Genomic DNA, 16,502 nt, shown 5'->3' on the forward strand with positions numbered 1-16,502 from the left:
TCAATTGCGAACGACCGAAGACGCGTTACCTACGTCTCACCGTTAGGCGTGCCGATGTTCGACATCTCCTGATTTTGCTGATCGCCGGTCCAGCGCGAGCGCATCACCGAGCCGGTACACCTGCTTGTCGTTCTCGTCGACCTGGTGATCGGTAATCCGCACACCGTAGTCGTCCCTGCGCTGCCACCCGCGTGGCCCTCCGCTCTGCCGACAGGTATTCCGCTTGTCGCACATAGGGTTCCGGATCGATGCCGTTCGCGGAGAGCACTTCGCGCAGCACCTTGTCATGCGTCTCGGCGTGCATGGATTCCTGACCGATGAAGCCGAGCATCGCCTCGCGCAGTTTCTCGTCCTTCACATATGGCAGCGCTTCGGAATACGCGGCGCAGAACATCCGCTCGCCCTCGGGCAGCAACAGGTTCAACGTATTGATCAGATGCGAGGCGATGGGTTCGGCGGGCATCCAGTGCAAGGGGGTATCCGCCCAGTCGAACCGCACATTGCGCGCGTTGAGGGCGACTTCACCGGGATCGATGTCCACCCGCTGCCGCGTCCTACGAAGTAGCTTCATCGATAATCCTCGGTTCGGTTACACACATGCTCGGCGGGTCCGGATGTGGCCGGAAAAGGCCGCTTGACAACAGGGCGCACCGCTGTGATCGATATCCCCGCGATCAGCGATTAAAACTAGAACACGTTCTAGTAGTCTCTTGCTATGGAGCGACTCACCGGATTGGATGCCAGCTTCCTGTATCTCGAGACCGGGACCCAGCATCTGCATGTGTGTGCATTGCTGATCCTGGATCCCACCGCAGGGGGCGCGCACTACACCTTCGAAAAATTCAAGGCAGAACTCGGCCGCAGACTGCCGCTGATCCCGCAGATGCGGCGGCGGATCCACGAGGTGCCGTTCAATCTCGATCATCCGGTCTGGGTGGAAGACCCGGATTTCGATCTGGACCACCACATCCGACGCATCGAAACGTCGCAGCCGCTGGAACGCCGAGAACTCGCCGACCTGGTCGGCGAGATCGCCAGCGTGCCCATGGACCGCCGCCGTCCGCTCTGGGAATTGAGCGTGGTGGAGCAGCTCACAGACGGCAAAGTGGGGGTGATCTGCAAGTACCACCACGCCGCCGTGGACGGCGTCACCGGTACCAACATGATGAGGCATCTGTGCGATCTGGAACCCGGGCTCCGCGAGTCCGAACCGGCCGAGCAGTGGCACGCCGAACCTCAGCCCAGCGACGTGAAACTGGTGGCGGAGGCGGTACTCAACCTGCCGAATAGGCTCGGGCTGGTCAGCATGGTGCCGAAAACCCTTGGCATGGTTGCCGGTTTCGCCCACCGTCGCCGAAACAACCAGGCGGGCATGGCCTTACCGCTGACCGCACCACGAACCCCGTTCAACGGTGCGATCAGCCCGGATCGCGTAGTGGCCTGCGCCGAGACCGATCTCGGCGCGATCAAGGAGATCAAGACCGCCTTCGATGTGAAGGTCAACGATGTCGTCCTGACCATCGTGGCGGGCATACTGCGCGCCTATCTGGACAAGCACAGCGAGTTGCCCGACAAATCCCTGATCGCCTCGGTACCGGTATCGGTGCACGACACCTCCCGGCACACCGCGGGCATCAACAAGGTTTCCTCGCTGTTCTCCCGGCTCGGCACCGATATCGCCGATCCGGTAGAGCGTCTGCGGCAAGTGGCCGAGGCGAACCGCGATGCCAAACAGGAACATGAATTCGTCGGCGCGGACTTCCTGATGGACTGGTCGAAGTACGCTCCGCCGAATACCTTTCAGTTGGCCGCGCGCGTCTATTCGTCGCTGAAACTGGCCGAGCGTCATCCAGTGGTGCACAACCTGGTGGTGTCGAATGTGCCGGGTCCGCCGATGCCGTTGTATTTCCTCGGGCATCGGGTCGAGGCCATGTATCCGTTCGGGCCGGTTTTCCACGGCGCGGGGCTGACGGTCACCGTGCTGTCCAATAACGGTGATCTGGACTTCGGGTTCATCGCCTGCCGGGAACTGGTGCCCGATCTGCAGGCAATCGCCGATGCGGTCCCCGGCGTTGTCGATGAATTGCTGACCGCGGCACGCGATCTGGGCTGACGCCCACCGCTGCCCTGTTCGTCATCGCCGCCGAACAGGGCCGCATTTCGAAGTTCTCTACTGCCTTGCGGCAACAGCGGCGCAAGCCTCCACCAGTACTGGCACGAAGCGGTCGGCCTCGAGCACGCAGGATGCGTGACCGGCCTTGACCAGATGAATGCTCGCACCGGGAATCATGGTCGCCATCTCCAATTGCCGATCGACCGGAATCGCACGGTCCCGCGTCGTGATCACGACCGCGGTCGGCATACTCAGCGTGACAAGCCAAGCGGTCGCATCGAATCGGCCGAGCTCGGCGACGACCTGCGCCATGGCCCAACCACTGTTGCTGCGAAATTCGTTGAGCGCCCAACGATTCAGTTTGCCCGGAGCCCACGTATGCTCCGGCAACTCGGGTAGTCGGCCGACATACTCCGCCGCACGGCGGTACGAATAGGGGGCGATGGCTCCGGCCACTGCGCCGAATGCCTGATGAAAGGCGCGCTCGCGCAACTTCTCCTGGAAGCGATACGGCGTCGCGCACAGCACCAGACCACTCACCCGGTCCGAATGCCGGTGTGCGGCAAGCAATGCCACGACGCCGCCGAGGGAGTATCCGGCCAGGATCGCCCGCTCCACGCCGAGCACGTCGGCGACCGCGACGACGTCGTCGGCACAGTCGCGCACCGTAAACCGCTCCGAGCAGATACCGCGACCGTGCCAGCGCTGATCGAAGACGATCACCCGGTATCGCTTCGCGAGCGCGTCGAGCGCCGGAAACCAGGTCAAGTAGCCCGTGCAGGCGGTGGCATGCAGCAGGATCAGGGTCGGCGCGCCCTCGGGACCAGGAATATCGACGACGTAGGTGCGCCCGCGCCCCGGCAACTCGACGAGCCGTCCGCCGGGCACCTCGGCGATATCAGGCACCCCCGAGCGCCGGGAGAACCGCCGCATGGCCACCACCGGCGGATTCGTCATCGTCGACCTCCTCGCGATCTGCTAGAACGCGTTCTACACCGATGATGCCATAGGCCCCGGCCCGGCTCAGGCGAGGCGCGGACGATGCATCCGGCGATGCAGGCGGGCTTATCGCCGCCCTCGCGTTCGCTGGTCGCCTGGATGACGATCCGCAGGCCACCGGAGACCACGTCGACGCCCGCGATCTTGGGGCGGCCGCGAGTGCGGGAACCGGCGGGCACGGGCGACGGGACGCGCACCTTGTTCCGGCCGTGTTTGTTTCGCGCCGAGGCATCCTTGGCCAAGGCATCCTTGATGGAAATAGGTCGGCCATCAGCGGCGGGAGCAGCGAGAGGATGGCGTAGCCGGGCGCGATGGTGGTGCCGTAGCAGCCGGTGACGGCGCGTTCCGGATCGACGTGGATCCACTGCCGATCGTCGGCCGCCTCGGCGACGCGGTCCTGAGCGACCTCGATCCAGCAGCTCACACCGAGATCGACGCCCCGCGGCGGTGCGCAGTGACTCCGTGCTGAAGACGGTAGGTTCACGCCCACCCGTCGCCCCTCGCCGAGTTCCGCTGACCGAAATCGAGCGGAAGCGGATCGACGACCCTCTGTAACGTGTTCCAGTAAGTCGACGGGATCGAGAGGAGGCCGCGATGGGGCGGTTGACCGGCAAGGTGGCACTGATCAGCGGTGGGGCCCGGGGTATGGGCGCCGCGCACGTGCGGGCGCTGGCGGCCGAGGACGCCCGGGTGGTGCTCGGCGACATCCTCGACGAGGAGGGCGCCGCGCTGGCCAAGGAAATCGGCGACAATGCCGCCTACGTCCACCTCGACGTACGCGAAAAGCAGCAGTGGCAGGATGCGGTCGCCGCGGCGGTGCAGCGCTTCGGCGCACTGCATGTCCTGGTGAACAATGCCGGGATCGTCAATGGCAATCTGCTCGTCGACTTCGAATTGTCCGAGTGGCAGAAGATCATCGATATCAATCTGACCGGCACCTTCCTCGGCATGCAGGCCGCAACCCCCGCGATGATCGAGGCGGGCGGCGGTTCGGTAATCAATATTTCCTCGGTCGAGGGCCTGCGCGGCAGCCCAGGCGTGCACGGGTACACCGCCACTAAATTCGCGGTCCGCGGATTGACCAAATCGACCGCACTCGAGTTGGCGCAGTACGGGATTCGAGTGAATTCGATCCACCCCGGTATGATCCGCACCCCGATGACCGAGGGCATTCCGGAGGATTTCCTGCAGATCCCGCTGGGACGCGCCGCCGACCCGTCCGAGGTATCAGCACTGGTGACCTATCTGGCCAGCGACGAATCGTCCTATTCGACGGGCGCGGAATTCGTCATCGATGGCGGCCTGACCGTGGGAGTTCCGCACAAGACGTTCTCCTGAACGCTGCCGCTGGGTGTGCCGGCCGCCGGAGCAGGGCGCCTCAGCCCGTCGAACTTCGGACGTACTCGGTCTCGGCCGCCAGCCAGAGCAGCGGATGCTCCAGGACCACCGCCGCGTAGACGCCGATATGGTGGCCGCACGGGGAGGCCTTGCACTGCAATGTGTTCAGGTCCCGCATCACATTTCGTCAACTCCGGGGTTTGCGAGCGGCGTCAACCAGCGGTCAGGGTTTGGTGGCTTCGATCAGGGTGCGGGCGGAGTGAGCGACGAACGGCCCCTGCTGTTGGATCTGATCGTGAAGTTGGCGCAGCCGGTCACGGTAGGCGTCGACGGTGAAGCCGGGGACCATCCAGATCACCTTGCGCAGGAAGTACACCACCGCGCCGATGTCGTTGAATTCCATGCGCAGGCGCTCGGTGCGCTGGTCCGCGATCTCCAGACCGGCTGCTCGGGCCGCGGCGGCTTCGTCGTCGGGATGGCGTCCGCGCCGGGCCTTCGGTTGCGGTCCGAGGAAGTATTCGACCAGTTCGAATACGCTGGCCGGTCCGACGTGCTGGGCGAAGTAGGTGCCGCCCGATTGCAGAACGCGGGCGATCTCGTCCCAGCAGATGGTGGCCGGATGTCGGCAGGTGACCAGGTCGAACGCCGCGTCGGCGAACGGCAGCGCCGGCTCGTCGGGTGTGGCGACGACGACCACGCCGCGCGGGTGCAATAGTGCGGTGGCCTTGGCGATGTTGGGTGGCCACGACTCGGTGGCAACCATGGTCGGCGGGAAGATCTCCGCCTCGGCGAGGACTTCACCGCCGCCGGTTTGGATGTCCAATGCCGCGGTGGCCGTCTTCAGCCGGGCGCTCATCAGTCGCTGGTAGCCCCACGACGGGCGCGCTTCGGTGGCTCGGCCGTCGAGCCAGGAGAAGTCCCAGCCGGCCACGGATACCGACGCCGCTTCGCCCAGCAGGTCCTCCAGCGTTCGTTCCATGTGGGAATACCCTGCCAGAGACCTTGTGCGGGATCGACCGATTTTCCAGCGCCGGATCGGGGTGCGTGAGGCGATTGGTCTCACGACGGGTTCGTAAACGAAGCCGAGACGAAATCACTCGTGAGATTGCGCTACGTGCCGTGCGACCCTACAGGTCGGCTTGTCGGGTCTCGAAAGTCGTGGCCAGCGAAACCCTGGGGCTCCAGATCTGGTCTCACACTGCCGCCACTGCTTTCAGTCTCACATCGATGGTATTTCTTCCTGGTCGTCGAAGCGCGCGCGGGCGCACTCGACGTCGGGCAACGTGGCAGTGGCCCAGTGCAGGAGCGCGTCGATGAGGTCTTGCAACGACCGTCCGAGCGGCGTGATGCGGTACTCGACGGCAATGGGTCGCGTACCTGTGATGACGCGCTGGACCATCCCATTGCGCTCCAGGCGCCGAAGTGCGGCGGTGAGTGATTTCTGCGTCACGACGGGGATCGTTCGACGGAGCTCGTTGAAACGCAAAGGTCCCCCGCACAACGCGTCGAGCACCTGGAGCGACCACTTGTCGAGCACTTGGTCGAGTAGCTCGCGGTGTTGCTCGGTGAGCTGAGGGCTGTCCGACTGTAGTGGAGCGGTTTCCGGCATGACACCTAGTCTCGTTGAAGTTCCCTTGGGGCACCAGGTAGACATCAGATACCAGCTCCGACAGCGAAGGGAAACCCCGTGCCAGTACAGCTACTGACCCCTGAGGGCATGTTCAATCCCGTTCCATACCACCATGTTTCGATCAGCACGGGCGCTCGCCAGGTCCATGTGGCCGGTCAGATCGCGCGCGATGCCGACGGCAACCCCGTCGCGACAGGTGATCTCACCGGTCAGGTCGCGCACGCGCTGCGCAATACGGCACGCGGCCTAGCCGGGGCCGGAGCGAGCTTCGCCGACGTCGTACGTCTCCGGTTCTTCGTCACGCACTGGAGCCCGGACAAGTACCACGACTTCATCGCGGGAATCGAGCGCGTCGCAGACGAACTCGGGATACCGCAGCCGTTGCCGCCCCTGTCGGCGATCGGCGTCGACTACCTGTTCGAGCCCGATGTGCTCGTCGAAGTCGAGGCGTTTGCAGTGCTCGACTGACATCAGGCCGCGCGGACCGGGACCGGCGAAGATCATTCTCCGGCGGTCCCATCGGTGCCGCGGAATCTCAAAACCATGGCCAACAGGCCACGTCTGACCAATCATTCTGAGATTCGGCCACGACTTTTGAGACCTACAGGTCGACTACGTCGAGCGGAGCGCCGTCGTGGTTTTGATCAAGAGTTCCGACAACTCGGCGGAATCGACTCCGCGCAGGAAACCACGTCCACGGACACCAACCCGAGCGACACCACCTCGAGCTCGACCACCCCGAGCAACACGACGCCGACCACACCTACCTCGGCAACGCCGACCACAACCACCCGAGCACCACGACGACGCCGAACTCCATCTCCACCGGCACCGGCTCGCCGGGCTCCTCGGGCAGTCCCACCTCGACGACGCCCAGCCCCGGCCGCACGGTCGCCGGTACTCCCGGCACGACCAGTTCGGCTACGGCCGCGCGCGGCGGGACAGGAATGTCGGGCATGGGCGCGGCAAGTCCGAGGACGAAAATGCCCACCAGACACCGGATTACCTCATCAAGGCCGAGAACACCGAAGAACTTATCGGCGTAATCGCACCCACCGTCCCCGGTGGGTCATCGGTGAAAACCCCGGACCCCCGCCGACTGCCCGACCGGCCCGCCGCTGATCACGCACAGACCCAGTTCGACTGTCACCCCAGGAATGCGACGATCGCTTCGGCGATGGCGTTCGCGTATCTCGCCCGCCCGTCGGGCGATTCGATCAACGCGGCATCACCCGGATCGCGCATATTTCCGCATTCCACGAGCGCGACCGGACGTTCGGAGAGGTTGAGACCCGCCAGATCCGCCCGCGGATTCAGGCCATCGGAGCCGACATAGGTCGACGGGACGAAGCCGGACCCGATCATGGTGTCGCGCAATGTCGTTACCAGTCGCTGCGACGGCTCCTCCTGGACCGGATTCAGCGGCGGCGATGAGTACGCGACGTGGAAGCCGTGTGCGCCCGCAGCGGCGCCGTCGGCATGGATCGAGACCACAGCCGCTGCGCCACTGCGGTTTCCGATGGCGGCGCGCTCGTCGACGCACGGACCGACGCCAGCATCGTCGTCGCGGGTCAGCACGACGTGAATGCCGCGGGCGGCCAACGCATCCCGGACCTGGGTGGCGACGTCCCAGGTGAATTCGTGCTCGGTGTAGCCGTCGGTGGCCGATGTGCCGGTGGTGTTGCACGCCTTGGTTCTTCCGCGACCGTCCGGCACCTGACGGTTGATCTCGCCGGGCTGTGCGGCATTTCCGCCATTGTGGCCGGGGTCGATGACGACGACGCGGTCATCGGCGATGAAGCGCGGCGGGTTCGTCACCGGTTCGTCGCCGACCTTCGGCGTCGTGGTACGCACCGATGAACCGGGTGCGTCGTGCGCGCATCCGGCGAGCAGCAGGCCCCACGCGCAGATCGCGGCGGTCATCGTCCAGCTTCGCAATCGCATGTCACCGACACTGCCACAGGTTTGCGTCCCGCGGCGATGGCGATCGGAAGGCCATCGCGCCGAGCGGCGACCCCCACCCTGCTACGGCCGAACCAATGACGTATTTATCGTGACCCGATCGCCCGGCATAGGCAGGTCCGGCCAGTTCAGCTGGTGAGCAATAAGCCGAGTGCGAGGCCGAACATCACGACCGCGATCATCGAATCGAGCACGCGCCAGGCAATCGGGCGGGCGAACAGCGGGCCGAGTTTGCGGGCGCCGTAACCGAGTGAGGTGAACCAGATGGTGCTGGCGACCATCGCGCCCGCGCCGAGAAACCAGCGCTCCGGACTGGTGTAGGTACTGGCGAAGGAGCCGAGCAGCAGCACCGTGTCCAGGTAGACGTGCGGATTGAGCCAGGTCAGGGCCAGGCAGGTGAGGACGGTCGCGCCGAGTGCCATGGTGGCACCGCTCGAGTCGGCGGTCAGGCTCGACGAGGCCAACGCTCGGCGGGCGGCGAGAATGCCGTAGCCGAAGAGGAATGCGGCTCCGGCGTAGCGGATCACTGTCAGCAGGACAGGTGCGGATTGGATCATGACGCCCAACCCGCCGACTCCGGCGGCGATGAGCACAATGTCCGACACGGTGCAGACCGCGACCACCGCGAGCACATGCTGGCCGCGCAGACCTTGTCGCAGTACGAAGGCATTCTGCGCGCCGATCGCCACGATCAAGGAGAGTCCGAAGCCGAGTCCCGAGATGGCCGCCAGGGCCGCCGATGATGCCGTCACACGCATCGACGCTAGATCCGGAGTCTCAACCAGACCAGCTAAAGATTCTGATGTACCTTTACGATTTCTTAATGGAACCACAGCTCGATCAGCTCCGCGCGCTCAATGCGGCAGTCACCGAGGGCACCTTCGATGCGGCCGCGCGCAGTCTGCGCGTGACACCGTCGGCGGTCAGTCAACGCATCAAGGCGCTTGAGGATGCCGCCGGTCGCATCCTGCTGCAACGCACAAAACCGGTGCGGCCCACCGAATCCGGGCTCGCGGTGCTGCGATTGGCGCGACAGATCGAACTGCTCGCCGGCGATACCGCACGCGAACTCGGCGATGCCGATCGCCCCGCGGACCGGCCGATCCGGGTGCCGATCGCGGTCAATGCCGACTCGTTGGAAACGTGGGTGATGCCCGCGCTGCGGCAGGTGCCCGCCGGCGTGTGTTTCGAAATACATCGCGAGGACGAGGAGCATACGACTCGGTTGCTGCGCGATGGGACGGTGATGGCGGCGATCACCGCCACCGCGGCGGCGGTGCAGGGGTGCCGGGTGGAACGGCTCGGCGCCATGCGCTATCGGCCGATGGCGAATCCGCGGTTCGCCCGGACCTGGTTCGCCGATGGGCCGACTGCCGAGGCGTATTCCGTTGCGCCGGTGGTCCTTTTCGATCGCAAGGATGATCTGCAGGATCGGCAGCTGCGGCGACGGTGTGGACAGCCGGTGGATCCGCCGCGACATTATGTGCCGTCGTCGACGGGGTTCGCGGAGGCGGTTCGGATCGGGTTGGGGTGGGGGATGTTGCCGGATCTGCAAACACGGGGTGGTCGGGCGGGACGGGATCTCGCGCCCATCGATGGGGATTCGTATATCGACGTGCCGCTGTATTGGCAGCAGTGGAAGGTCGATTCGCCCGCGCTCAGTGGGGTTGCCGGTGCGATTGCGGCTGCTGCGGCTGCGGCGCTGCGCTGATGCTCCACGGCGGTGTCTTCGGGAAAGTCACCGGAAGAGCGGTCAGTGCGCGGTGGAATGTGCCCGGTCGCCAGGTGAGGTCTGCCGTCGGAATGGCGAGTTGGAGTTCCGGTATCGCATCCAGTAATTGGTCGATGGCCTCCTGAGCTATCAAGTACGCCATGGACTTCGCGGTGCACGCATGCGGGCCCGCGCTCCACGCCAGATGTGAGCGGTTGCCGGTATGCTCGCCGGCGATCTCGGGGTCGTTATTGCAGGCCGCCATGCTGATGAGGACGGGTTGGTGTGGGGGCAGCCATATTTCGTCGATCAGGACCGGCTGGCGCGGATATGTGACGCAGTAGTTCGCCAGCGGAGGGTCGGTGAAGAGCACTTGGTCCAGGGCGTCTCGGGTGGACAGGCTGCCGCCGAGGATGTTGTCGGCGACGCGATCGTCGGTGAGCATCTGCACCAAGGTATTGGCGATCAGATTCTGCGTAGGTTCGATGCCCGCGCCGTAGAGGAGCATCACATGTTCGAGCACCTCGAGATCGTCCAGGCCGACGGGGTGTTGTAGTAGTCGGGTGGTGATGTCGTCACCGGGTTCGGCCTTCTTGAGTGCGATCAACTCGGTCAATGCCTCGTGTACGAGCTCATTTCCCTTGGCGGCATTGACCGTATCCAACATCGCCGCGAGACCGAGTGCGGTGCGGCCGCCGATTTCGGGCGGACAGCCGAGGACAGTATTGATCGCGGTAAAGGCAACCGGGAGTGCGTACTGGCTGATCAGATCGGCCGATCCAGTCGCGCAGAACGCATTGATCAATGGGATGGCGATTTCGGCGACCGTGCTGTGCAGTGCGTGTAGATCGACCGCCTCGATGGCCGCGTTCACGGCTTTCCGATAGCGGCCGTGTACGGCGCCATTGCTGTGCAAAAGGCTCGGACGCCAATCCATCATCGGTAGGACCGGACAGTCCGGCGGCACATTCTTTTGCCAGGTGCGCGGATCGCGCGGAAAGTGCTCGGGATCGTGCAGAATTCGCACCGCGGCGCGATAGCCGACCACCAGGGTCGCGGGCGTATCCGGAGCCAGATCCACCGGCACCAGCGAACCGTATTTCCGGCGCATCTCCCGATATGCGCGATGTGGGTCAGCGGCGAATTCCGGGGTGTAGAGCGGAGCGCGTTCACCATCGGTATCGAAGGGCGAACCGTGCGGAACGGGCGACTGCTGAGTGTTCACGATCAACTCCAAACGGTGGAACGATCGACGCGCATATTGCCTACGTCGAAAACCACTGAGGTAGAGCTGAATTCGCCGCCCCACCCCTGCGGCGTACAGTTGCCGAATCAGTTCGGCTGTATTCCCCGGTACGGCACATAGCCGCCACTGGGATCGATATATCGGGCCTCGTCGACCGATTGCAGTAGACCTGCCATCCCTTGCAGAAGCTGCTCTAGCGTGGCAATGGCCGCATTCTCCTCCGCGGAGGCGGGCCACGTTCGATCAGTGCTCATGGCAATACCTTTCGGCTCAGCGCGGGTGTCAGGCGGTGGTGGTCGGTTCGGCGCTGGAAGGCGTCGCCCGCGCGGAGCACCGTTGCCTCGTCGAAATGCCTGCCGCTGATCGACATCGACAGGGGAACGCCGTCGCCGGTGAGCCCGATCGGTACCGCGATGGTCGGATTGCCGAGCGAATTCCAGTACGGCGTATGCAATCCGGCCAGTACGCTCACCGGGTTCAGCTGCTCCATGGCGTCGATGCGCGGCGCGCCGAGGTGGCCGGTCGGCGTCACCACCAAGTCGACCTCGGTGTACAGCTCGGCCATCTTGCGTTGCGCGACATGCCGAACCCGTTGGGCCTGAATGTAATCTGCGCCGGATATGGTGGAGCCCGCGGCGAAGACGACGCGACTGCCGCGCGCGTAGTCGTTGTATCGGGAGCGCAGCGTCGGTCGGTGGTATGCGGCCGACTCGGCGGCCAAGACGATCAGGGTGGTGGCCGTGGTCTCGACGTACATCGGTATCTCGACCGGAACTATGGTCGCACCGCAGTCGCGCAAGGCGTCGACGGCGGCCGAGAATCGTTGTGGCTGTTGCGGATCGTGTGCGTCGCCGACGAAGCGGTCGAGATTGTCGACGCCGATGGTGAGTCCGTGCAGGTCACCGGTGAGCGCGGCAGTGTAGTCGACGACGGGTTCGGTTGAACTGTACGGATCTTCGGCATCGTGACCGGCCAGGATCTCCAGTAGCAAAGCGCAGTCGGCGGCCGTCCGAGCCAATGGTCCCGCGTGGTCGAGGGTGTAGGCCAGTGGCACTACACCGGATTTCGACACCCGGCCGAAGGTCGGCTTGAAACCGGTGATTCCGCAGAACGCTGCCGGAATGCGGAGGCTACCGCTGGTATCGGTGCCGACTGCACCAAGGAAGGCCCCGGTCAAAAGCCCACTGGCGGAACCAGAGCTCGAGCCGCCCGCCCACCGCTGCGCATCCCACGGATTCCGCGGTATCGGAAACGGCTTCTCCGGATCCGGGACACCGACGGCGAATTCCATTGTGGTGGTCTTCCCGACCACGATGCCACCGGCTTGCTCGAGCCGCCGTACGACCGTGGCGTCACCGACCGTCTTCGCCCATGCCGGATCGAGCACCGAACTCTGCGCCGTGGTCGGCCCTGCGGAGTGCGCGAAAATATCCTTGACCCCCAGCGGAATACCGTCCAGCGGGGCCAGCGCCTCCCCCGCCGCAATCTTGCGATCGACCGCGGCGGCCTGCGCCCGCGCTCGCTCCTCGAACCGCGCGAGGAACACCCCGAACGTCTCGTCATGCGCATCCGCGGCCGCCAGCGCCCCTGCTACCAATTCGGCCACACTGACGTCGCCGCGTCGCAGCTGCGCCCGTGCTTCCGCGATCGTGGTGAATACCGGTGCCGTCGAATCAGTTTCAGTCATCCCATCCCTATCCATCGCACCCTGATCCTGCCACGCCGATCCCCGATTGCGGGCGAATTCGGAACGCTTCCCCTTCACAGTCCCGGACCGGACTACTACTGGCGGTCGGATTATGTCCCGCCGAGCAGTTGGGGAGTCGGGTGCGAGCCAGGGCATGCGGTCGAGCAGCCGGTCCCGGAGTTCGGTCAGCCGCGTGATGCGCTCGTTCAGGTCGGCGACGCGCGGCGGTCCGACCGCCGCGTATCCGGTGGTGCAGCGCGGTTCGAACGGGAATACGGCGGGCATGTCGTGGTCCAAGTAGGGCAGGGGAGCTCGGACGTCGTCGATGGTGAATACGTGAAGGTCAAGCCTGGCTCGGCCGCGTAGCCGGATCAGCGTGGTCGGGGGTGGTTTCGTCTCGGCGGACGGTGATCACGCCGACGAGGATCAGGGCGCCGCCGAGGAGTTGCACGGGGCGGGGGGATTCGCCGAGGAGGGCCCAGGCGAAGGCCAGGGCGGCCAGGACTTCGAAGAGGGCCACGAAGGAGGCGAGGCGGGAGCCCAGGAGGCGGGTGGCGGCGATGCCGGAGACGTAGGCCAGGGCGGCAGTGATCGTACCGAGCGTGAGGACGGGGAGCCACCAGGACACGGTGATGTGTTGGAAAACAACGGGATTGGTCGTGGCATGCAGGGGAACGATGCCGATCGCACCTGCGGCGAGGAGGGCGAGTCCGCCGAGGAGGAGGCCTCCGGCGGCGAGTACGGTGCCCGGCAGGGTGCCATCGCCTTGGGCGGAGAGCAGGAAGTAGGCGGCGGCTCCGATCATGGCGGCGAGAGCCCACGCGATGCCGACGCCGCTGGCGGCCAGGCCGGAGTGCAGATCGATGACCAGGATCAGTCCGGTCATCCCGAGTGCAGCACCGAGAACCGTTGCGGCGCCCGGGCGTTGGCGATGACGCAGCCATAGCCAGCCGACCACGGCGACGGGCGCGGTGTATTCGATGAGCAGCGCCACCCCGACTTGCATGTGGGCGACGGCGTTGAAGTAGGCCAGTTGGGTACCGGCCACGGCAAACAGTCCGTACGCGGTGATCAAGGATGCGTTGCGGCGCAACAGATCCCGGGCGCCACGCAACTGCACCACCGCGATCGGCGCCAGAACCGCGGCGGCGACCAGCACGCGAACCACCACCACGGACGCGGAGCTCCAGCCCGCGTTCATCAGGCCGCGCGCCAGCGAGCCGGATAGCCCGAACGAGGACGCGGACACCACCGCGCACAGCAGTCCCGCCCGCAGCCGCTGCGCAGTGTTGTCATGAGTCATCGTAGCCATGACCGATGACGCTAAGGCCAGGTCCAGTAATATGTCAACATGGCCTTTGCCCATGACACTGAGGCGGCACTGGTTGCCGCGGTGGAGCTGGTGAATTCGGCGCAGGAGCCGGATACGTTGACCGAGATCGCCCAGCTCGACGAGTTTTTCGTCGAACACGTCTACACCGGCGTGCACTCCGGCGACGCCGCCGAGCTCGCGGCGGTGCGCGCCTTGCGTACGCCGCTACGCCGCATGCTGACCAGCGACCGCGATACGACGGTGCGGCTGATCAACGAGACACTGGCGAAGCATCACGCCTTGCCGCAACTGGTCCGGCACGGCGAAGTCGACTACCACATCCACGCGGTGCCCGCGCAGGCTCCGCTTCCCGTCCGCATCGCCGTCGAGACCGCGATGGCAATGATCGATCTGATCCGCTCCGATGAGCTGAGCCGACTGTCGCTCTGCGCCGACGAGGGCTGCGAAGGGTTGGTTCTCGACCTGTCCCGCAATAGATCTCGTCGCTACTGCAGCACCGCCTGCGGAAATCGCAACGCTGTCGCCGCCTACCGCGCCAGGAAGAAGTGAATCCCGGTCACCCCGGTCCGAGCTCGAAGACATCACCACTCGGCGAAGGAACCGTCCTTGCGGTGCCAGATCGGATTTCGCCAACGGTGGCCCACTTCGGCGGCGCGCGTCACCGCCGCTTCATCGATCTGGACACCGAGGCCGGGCGCCTGGAGCACATCGACGTAACCGTCGCGGTAGGCGAAAACCGTTGGGTCGGTGAGGTAGTCGAGCAGGTCCGAGCCGGTGTTGTAGTGAATGCCGAGGCTTTGCTCCTGGATGAGCAGGTTGGGGGTCGCGAAGCCGACCTGGAGGCTGGCGGCGAGAGCAATGGGGCCGAGCGGACAGTGCGGTGCAAGGGCGATATCCCGGGCCTCGGCGAGGGCAGCGATGCGGCGGACCTCGGAGATGCCACCCGCATGCGAGAGATCGGGTTGGATTACGGCGATGCCCTGATCGAGGACGGCGTTGAAATCCCAACGCGAATAGAGCCGTTCGCCGGTAGCGATGGGAATGCTCGTCGCGCGGGTGATCTCGCCGATCTGGCTACTGCACTCCGGGACGAGCGGTTCCTCGACGAAGAACGGCAGATACGGTTCGAGGAGCGGCAACACCCGTCGCGCCATCGGAATGGACAGGCGGCCATGGAAATCGACGGCGATATCGAAATCGTCGCCGGTTGCCTCGCGTACGGCCGCGACTCGATCGACTATGCCCCGCGTCGCGCGCGGCGTGTCGATCAGCTCCAATTCGGCCGAGCCGTTCATCTTGATTGCGGTGAAGCCCTGCTCTTTTCGTTCCACGGCAGCGCGCGCGACATCGTCGGGGCGATCGCCACCGATCCAGCTGTATACCCGGATCCGATCGCGCACCGCGCCGCCGAGCAATTGCCACACCGGTACGCCCAGCGCCTTTCCGGTGATATCCCACAGCGCCTGGTCGATGCCCGCAACGGCGCTGGACAGGATCGGTCCGCCCCGATAGAAACCGCCTTTGGTGAGCACCTGCCAGTGCGCTTCGATGCTCATCGGGTCCTTGCCGATGAGGTAGTCGGCCAGTTCGGCGACCGCGGCGGCCACGGTATGCGCACGGCCCTCCAGCACTGGCTCACCCCAGCCGGTAATGCCCGCGTCGGTCTCGACCTTCAGGAAGCACCAGCGCGGCGCGACCAGGTAGGTGGTGAGTGCGGTGATTTTCACCGGGACTCCTTTCGCACGCTCCAGCCGCCGTCGACGACGAGGTTGGCACCGGTGATGAAGGATGCGTCGTCGGAGGCGAGGAAAGCGACCGCGGCGGCCACCTCCTCCGGCGCGCCCATCCGGTCCAGGGCGGTGGCCTGGGCGGATAGCCGCCGGCCTGCCTCGTCCACGTCATCCCATACCGGGGTGAGAATCGGACCGGGCAGTACGGCATTGACCCGCACGCGTGCGTGGCCGTATTCCACGGCCAACTGCCGGACCAATGCGGTCAACCCGCCCTTGGCGGCGGCGTAGACCGGATATCCGGGTAGCCCGAATTGGGCGTGCACACTGGACACCGCGACAACATTGCCGCGGCGAGTGCGCAGATCGTCGATGAAGGTGTGCAGGCCGAGGAACAGCGGGGTCAGGTTGACCGCGAGGCCGTCATCCCATGCCCGCCTGGTCAATTCGTGGGCCGGGATGGTGGCCTGCCGGGATGCGTTGCTGCACAGGAAGTCCAGCGGTCCGAACAGCTCGTTGACGCGAGTGCGCAGCGCTGTCCAGGAATCCTCCGAAGTTACATCGCACCGGACGAATTCGGCTCGATGTCCCGCCGCGCGGATCTTCGAGGCGACCTCGCGTCCCGCCGGTTCGGCGATATCGGCGATGACGACCGCGGCGCCATCGGCGGCGAGCCGGTGGGCGGTGGCCGCACCGATGCCGGATGCGCCCCCGGTGACGACCGCGACCCGGTCTGCCAGACGACTCATGCTC

Annotated in this window: 18 protein-coding genes and 1 pseudogene; 5 read left to right on the forward strand and 14 right to left on the reverse strand. The window is 65.4% G+C overall.

The features are described from left to right. Nucleotides 1-211: 211 nt before the first annotated feature. A pseudogene (locus AB0J29_RS32300) lies at nucleotides 212-571 on the reverse strand (metal-dependent hydrolase); the annotation flags it as partial. A 144-nt stretch (nucleotides 572-715) separates the two neighbouring features. Here AB0J29_RS32300 and AB0J29_RS32305 point away from each other — a divergent pair. After that, nucleotides 716-2,113: a wax ester/triacylglycerol synthase family O-acyltransferase gene (locus AB0J29_RS32305; protein ID WP_364794316.1), complete on the forward strand. Its 1,398-nt coding sequence runs from the start codon at nucleotides 716-718 to the stop codon at nucleotides 2,111-2,113. Nucleotides 2,114-2,170: 57 nt separating this feature from the next. On the opposite strand, the gene AB0J29_RS32310 is transcribed toward AB0J29_RS32305, so the two are convergent. Next, nucleotides 2,171-3,070: an alpha/beta hydrolase gene (locus AB0J29_RS32310; protein ID WP_364794317.1), complete on the reverse strand. Its 900-nt coding sequence runs from the start codon at nucleotides 3,068-3,070 to the stop codon at nucleotides 2,171-2,173. A gap of 636 nt (nucleotides 3,071-3,706) precedes the next feature. Between AB0J29_RS32310 and AB0J29_RS32315 the strand changes: the two genes are divergently transcribed. Beyond that, nucleotides 3,707-4,450, forward strand: coding sequence for a glucose 1-dehydrogenase (locus AB0J29_RS32315; RefSeq protein ID WP_364794318.1), 744 nt, complete (start codon nucleotides 3,707-3,709; stop codon nucleotides 4,448-4,450). Between the two features lie 40 nt (nucleotides 4,451-4,490). Here AB0J29_RS32315 and AB0J29_RS32320 read toward each other — a convergent pair whose 3' ends face one another. The 3 genes from AB0J29_RS32320 to AB0J29_RS32330 form a co-directional block, all read right to left on the reverse strand. Beyond that, complete coding sequence (locus tag AB0J29_RS32320) at nucleotides 4,491-4,628, reverse strand: hypothetical protein (protein WP_364794319.1); 138 nt, start codon at nucleotides 4,626-4,628, stop codon at nucleotides 4,491-4,493. Between the two features lie 45 nt (nucleotides 4,629-4,673). After that, nucleotides 4,674-5,429: a class I SAM-dependent methyltransferase gene (locus AB0J29_RS32325; protein WP_364794320.1), complete on the reverse strand. Its 756-nt coding sequence runs from the start codon at nucleotides 5,427-5,429 to the stop codon at nucleotides 4,674-4,676. 240 nt (nucleotides 5,430-5,669) lie between these two features. After that, nucleotides 5,670-6,059, reverse strand: a complete 390-nt coding sequence (locus AB0J29_RS32330; protein ID WP_364794321.1) for a helix-turn-helix domain-containing protein — start codon at nucleotides 6,057-6,059, stop codon at nucleotides 5,670-5,672. A 78-nt stretch (nucleotides 6,060-6,137) separates the two neighbouring features. On the opposite strand from AB0J29_RS32330, the gene AB0J29_RS32335 reads away from it, so the two are divergent. Continuing rightward, nucleotides 6,138-6,548, forward strand: a complete 411-nt coding sequence (locus tag AB0J29_RS32335; protein ID WP_364501793.1) for a RidA family protein — start codon at nucleotides 6,138-6,140, stop codon at nucleotides 6,546-6,548. Nucleotides 6,549-6,843: 295 nt separating this feature from the next. Here the strand turns inward: AB0J29_RS32335 and AB0J29_RS32340 are convergent, their stop codons facing one another. From AB0J29_RS32340 to AB0J29_RS32350, 3 genes are all read right to left on the reverse strand, one after another. Next, nucleotides 6,844-7,071, reverse strand: coding sequence for a hypothetical protein (locus AB0J29_RS32340; protein ID WP_364794322.1), 228 nt, complete (start codon nucleotides 7,069-7,071; stop codon nucleotides 6,844-6,846). A 155-nt stretch (nucleotides 7,072-7,226) separates the two neighbouring features. Further along, entirely contained in the window at nucleotides 7,227-8,024 is a 798-nt protein-coding gene (locus AB0J29_RS32345) for an N-acetylmuramoyl-L-alanine amidase (RefSeq protein WP_364794323.1), read from the reverse strand. Between the two features lie 146 nt (nucleotides 8,025-8,170). Beyond that, the gene (locus AB0J29_RS32350) at nucleotides 8,171-8,794 is read right to left on the reverse strand and encodes a LysE/ArgO family amino acid transporter (RefSeq protein ID WP_364794324.1); all 624 of its coding nucleotides are present in this window, start codon (nucleotides 8,792-8,794) and stop codon (nucleotides 8,171-8,173) included. Nucleotides 8,795-8,865: 71 nt separating this feature from the next. Between AB0J29_RS32350 and AB0J29_RS32355 the strand changes: the two genes are divergently transcribed. Beyond that, a complete protein-coding gene (locus AB0J29_RS32355) occupies nucleotides 8,866-9,753 on the forward strand; it encodes a LysR family transcriptional regulator ArgP (protein ID WP_364794361.1) in 888 nt (295 codons plus the stop codon). On the opposite strand, the gene AB0J29_RS32360 is transcribed toward AB0J29_RS32355, so the two are convergent. The 4 genes from AB0J29_RS32360 to AB0J29_RS32375 form a co-directional block, all read right to left on the reverse strand. Next, nucleotides 9,701-10,978: a cytochrome P450 gene (locus AB0J29_RS32360; RefSeq protein ID WP_364794325.1), complete on the reverse strand. Its 1,278-nt coding sequence runs from the start codon at nucleotides 10,976-10,978 to the stop codon at nucleotides 9,701-9,703. The two genes, AB0J29_RS32355 and AB0J29_RS32360, sit on opposite strands and share 53 nt — an antisense overlap. Nucleotides 10,979-11,085: 107 nt before the next feature. Continuing rightward, nucleotides 11,086-11,253 carry a hypothetical protein gene (locus AB0J29_RS32365; protein WP_364794326.1) on the reverse strand — a complete coding sequence of 56 codons (168 nt, stop codon included), beginning with the start codon at nucleotides 11,251-11,253 and terminating at the stop codon, nucleotides 11,086-11,088. Then, the gene (locus AB0J29_RS32370) at nucleotides 11,250-12,686 is read right to left on the reverse strand and encodes an amidase (protein WP_364794327.1); all 1,437 of its coding nucleotides are present in this window, start codon (nucleotides 12,684-12,686) and stop codon (nucleotides 11,250-11,252) included. The genes AB0J29_RS32365 and AB0J29_RS32370 overlap by 4 nt, the downstream gene beginning before the upstream one ends. A 343-nt stretch (nucleotides 12,687-13,029) precedes the next feature. After that, complete coding sequence (locus AB0J29_RS32375; protein ID WP_364794328.1) at nucleotides 13,030-13,998, reverse strand: DMT family transporter; 969 nt, start codon at nucleotides 13,996-13,998, stop codon at nucleotides 13,030-13,032. Nucleotides 13,999-14,037: 39 nt separating this feature from the next. Here AB0J29_RS32375 and AB0J29_RS32380 point away from each other — a divergent pair, with 39 nt between their 5' ends. Next, nucleotides 14,038-14,568: a CGNR zinc finger domain-containing protein gene (locus AB0J29_RS32380; RefSeq protein ID WP_364794330.1), complete on the forward strand. Its 531-nt coding sequence runs from the start codon at nucleotides 14,038-14,040 to the stop codon at nucleotides 14,566-14,568. Nucleotides 14,569-14,600: 32 nt separating this feature from the next. Here AB0J29_RS32380 and dgoD read toward each other — a convergent pair whose 3' ends face one another. After that, nucleotides 14,601-15,746 carry a galactonate dehydratase gene (gene dgoD, locus AB0J29_RS32385; protein WP_364794332.1) on the reverse strand — a complete coding sequence of 382 codons (1,146 nt, stop codon included), beginning with the start codon at nucleotides 15,744-15,746 and terminating at the stop codon, nucleotides 14,601-14,603. Beyond that, on the reverse strand, nucleotides 15,743-16,498 hold the full coding sequence (locus tag AB0J29_RS32390; RefSeq protein WP_364794334.1) for an SDR family oxidoreductase: 756 nt from the start codon (nucleotides 16,496-16,498) through the stop codon (nucleotides 15,743-15,745). The genes dgoD and AB0J29_RS32390 overlap by 4 nt, the downstream gene beginning before the upstream one ends. Between the last annotated feature and the right edge of the window lie 4 nt (nucleotides 16,499-16,502).

The organism is Nocardia sp. NPDC049707 (assembly GCF_040674855.1).
GTDB lineage: Bacteria > Actinomycetota > Actinomycetes > Mycobacteriales > Mycobacteriaceae > Nocardia.

What these genes read in the sequence shown, in the direction of transcription:
- AB0J29_RS32345 (WP_364794323.1), bottom strand. Translation starts at nt 8,024, where the DNA reads ATGCGATTGCGAAGCTGGACGATGACCGCCGCGATCTGCGCGTGGGGC.
- AB0J29_RS32380 (WP_364794330.1), top strand. Translation starts at nt 14,038, where the DNA reads ATGGCCTTTGCCCATGACACTGAGGCGGCACTGGTTGCCGCGGTGGAG.
- AB0J29_RS32310 (WP_364794317.1), bottom strand. Translation starts at nt 3,070, where the DNA reads ATGACGAATCCGCCGGTGGTGGCCATGCGGCGGTTCTCCCGGCGCTCG.
- AB0J29_RS32365 (WP_364794326.1), bottom strand. Translation starts at nt 11,253, where the DNA reads ATGAGCACTGATCGAACGTGGCCCGCCTCCGCGGAGGAGAATGCGGCC.
- AB0J29_RS32390 (WP_364794334.1), bottom strand. Translation starts at nt 16,498, where the DNA reads ATGAGTCGTCTGGCAGACCGGGTCGCGGTCGTCACCGGGGGCGCATCC.
- AB0J29_RS32375 (WP_364794328.1), bottom strand. Translation starts at nt 13,998, where the DNA reads ATGGCTACGATGACTCATGACAACACTGCGCAGCGGCTGCGGGCGGGA.
- AB0J29_RS32305 (WP_364794316.1), top strand. Translation starts at nt 716, where the DNA reads ATGGAGCGACTCACCGGATTGGATGCCAGCTTCCTGTATCTCGAGACC.
- AB0J29_RS32355 (WP_364794361.1), top strand. Translation starts at nt 8,866, where the DNA reads ATGGAACCACAGCTCGATCAGCTCCGCGCGCTCAATGCGGCAGTCACC.
- AB0J29_RS32370 (WP_364794327.1), bottom strand. Translation starts at nt 12,686, where the DNA reads ATGACTGAAACTGATTCGACGGCACCGGTATTCACCACGATCGCGGAA.
- AB0J29_RS32320 (WP_364794319.1), bottom strand. Translation starts at nt 4,628, where the DNA reads ATGCGGGACCTGAACACATTGCAGTGCAAGGCCTCCCCGTGCGGCCAC.
- AB0J29_RS32330 (WP_364794321.1), bottom strand. Translation starts at nt 6,059, where the DNA reads ATGCCGGAAACCGCTCCACTACAGTCGGACAGCCCTCAGCTCACCGAG.
- AB0J29_RS32315 (WP_364794318.1), top strand. Translation starts at nt 3,707, where the DNA reads ATGGGGCGGTTGACCGGCAAGGTGGCACTGATCAGCGGTGGGGCCCGG.
- AB0J29_RS32325 (WP_364794320.1), bottom strand. Translation starts at nt 5,429, where the DNA reads ATGGAACGAACGCTGGAGGACCTGCTGGGCGAAGCGGCGTCGGTATCC.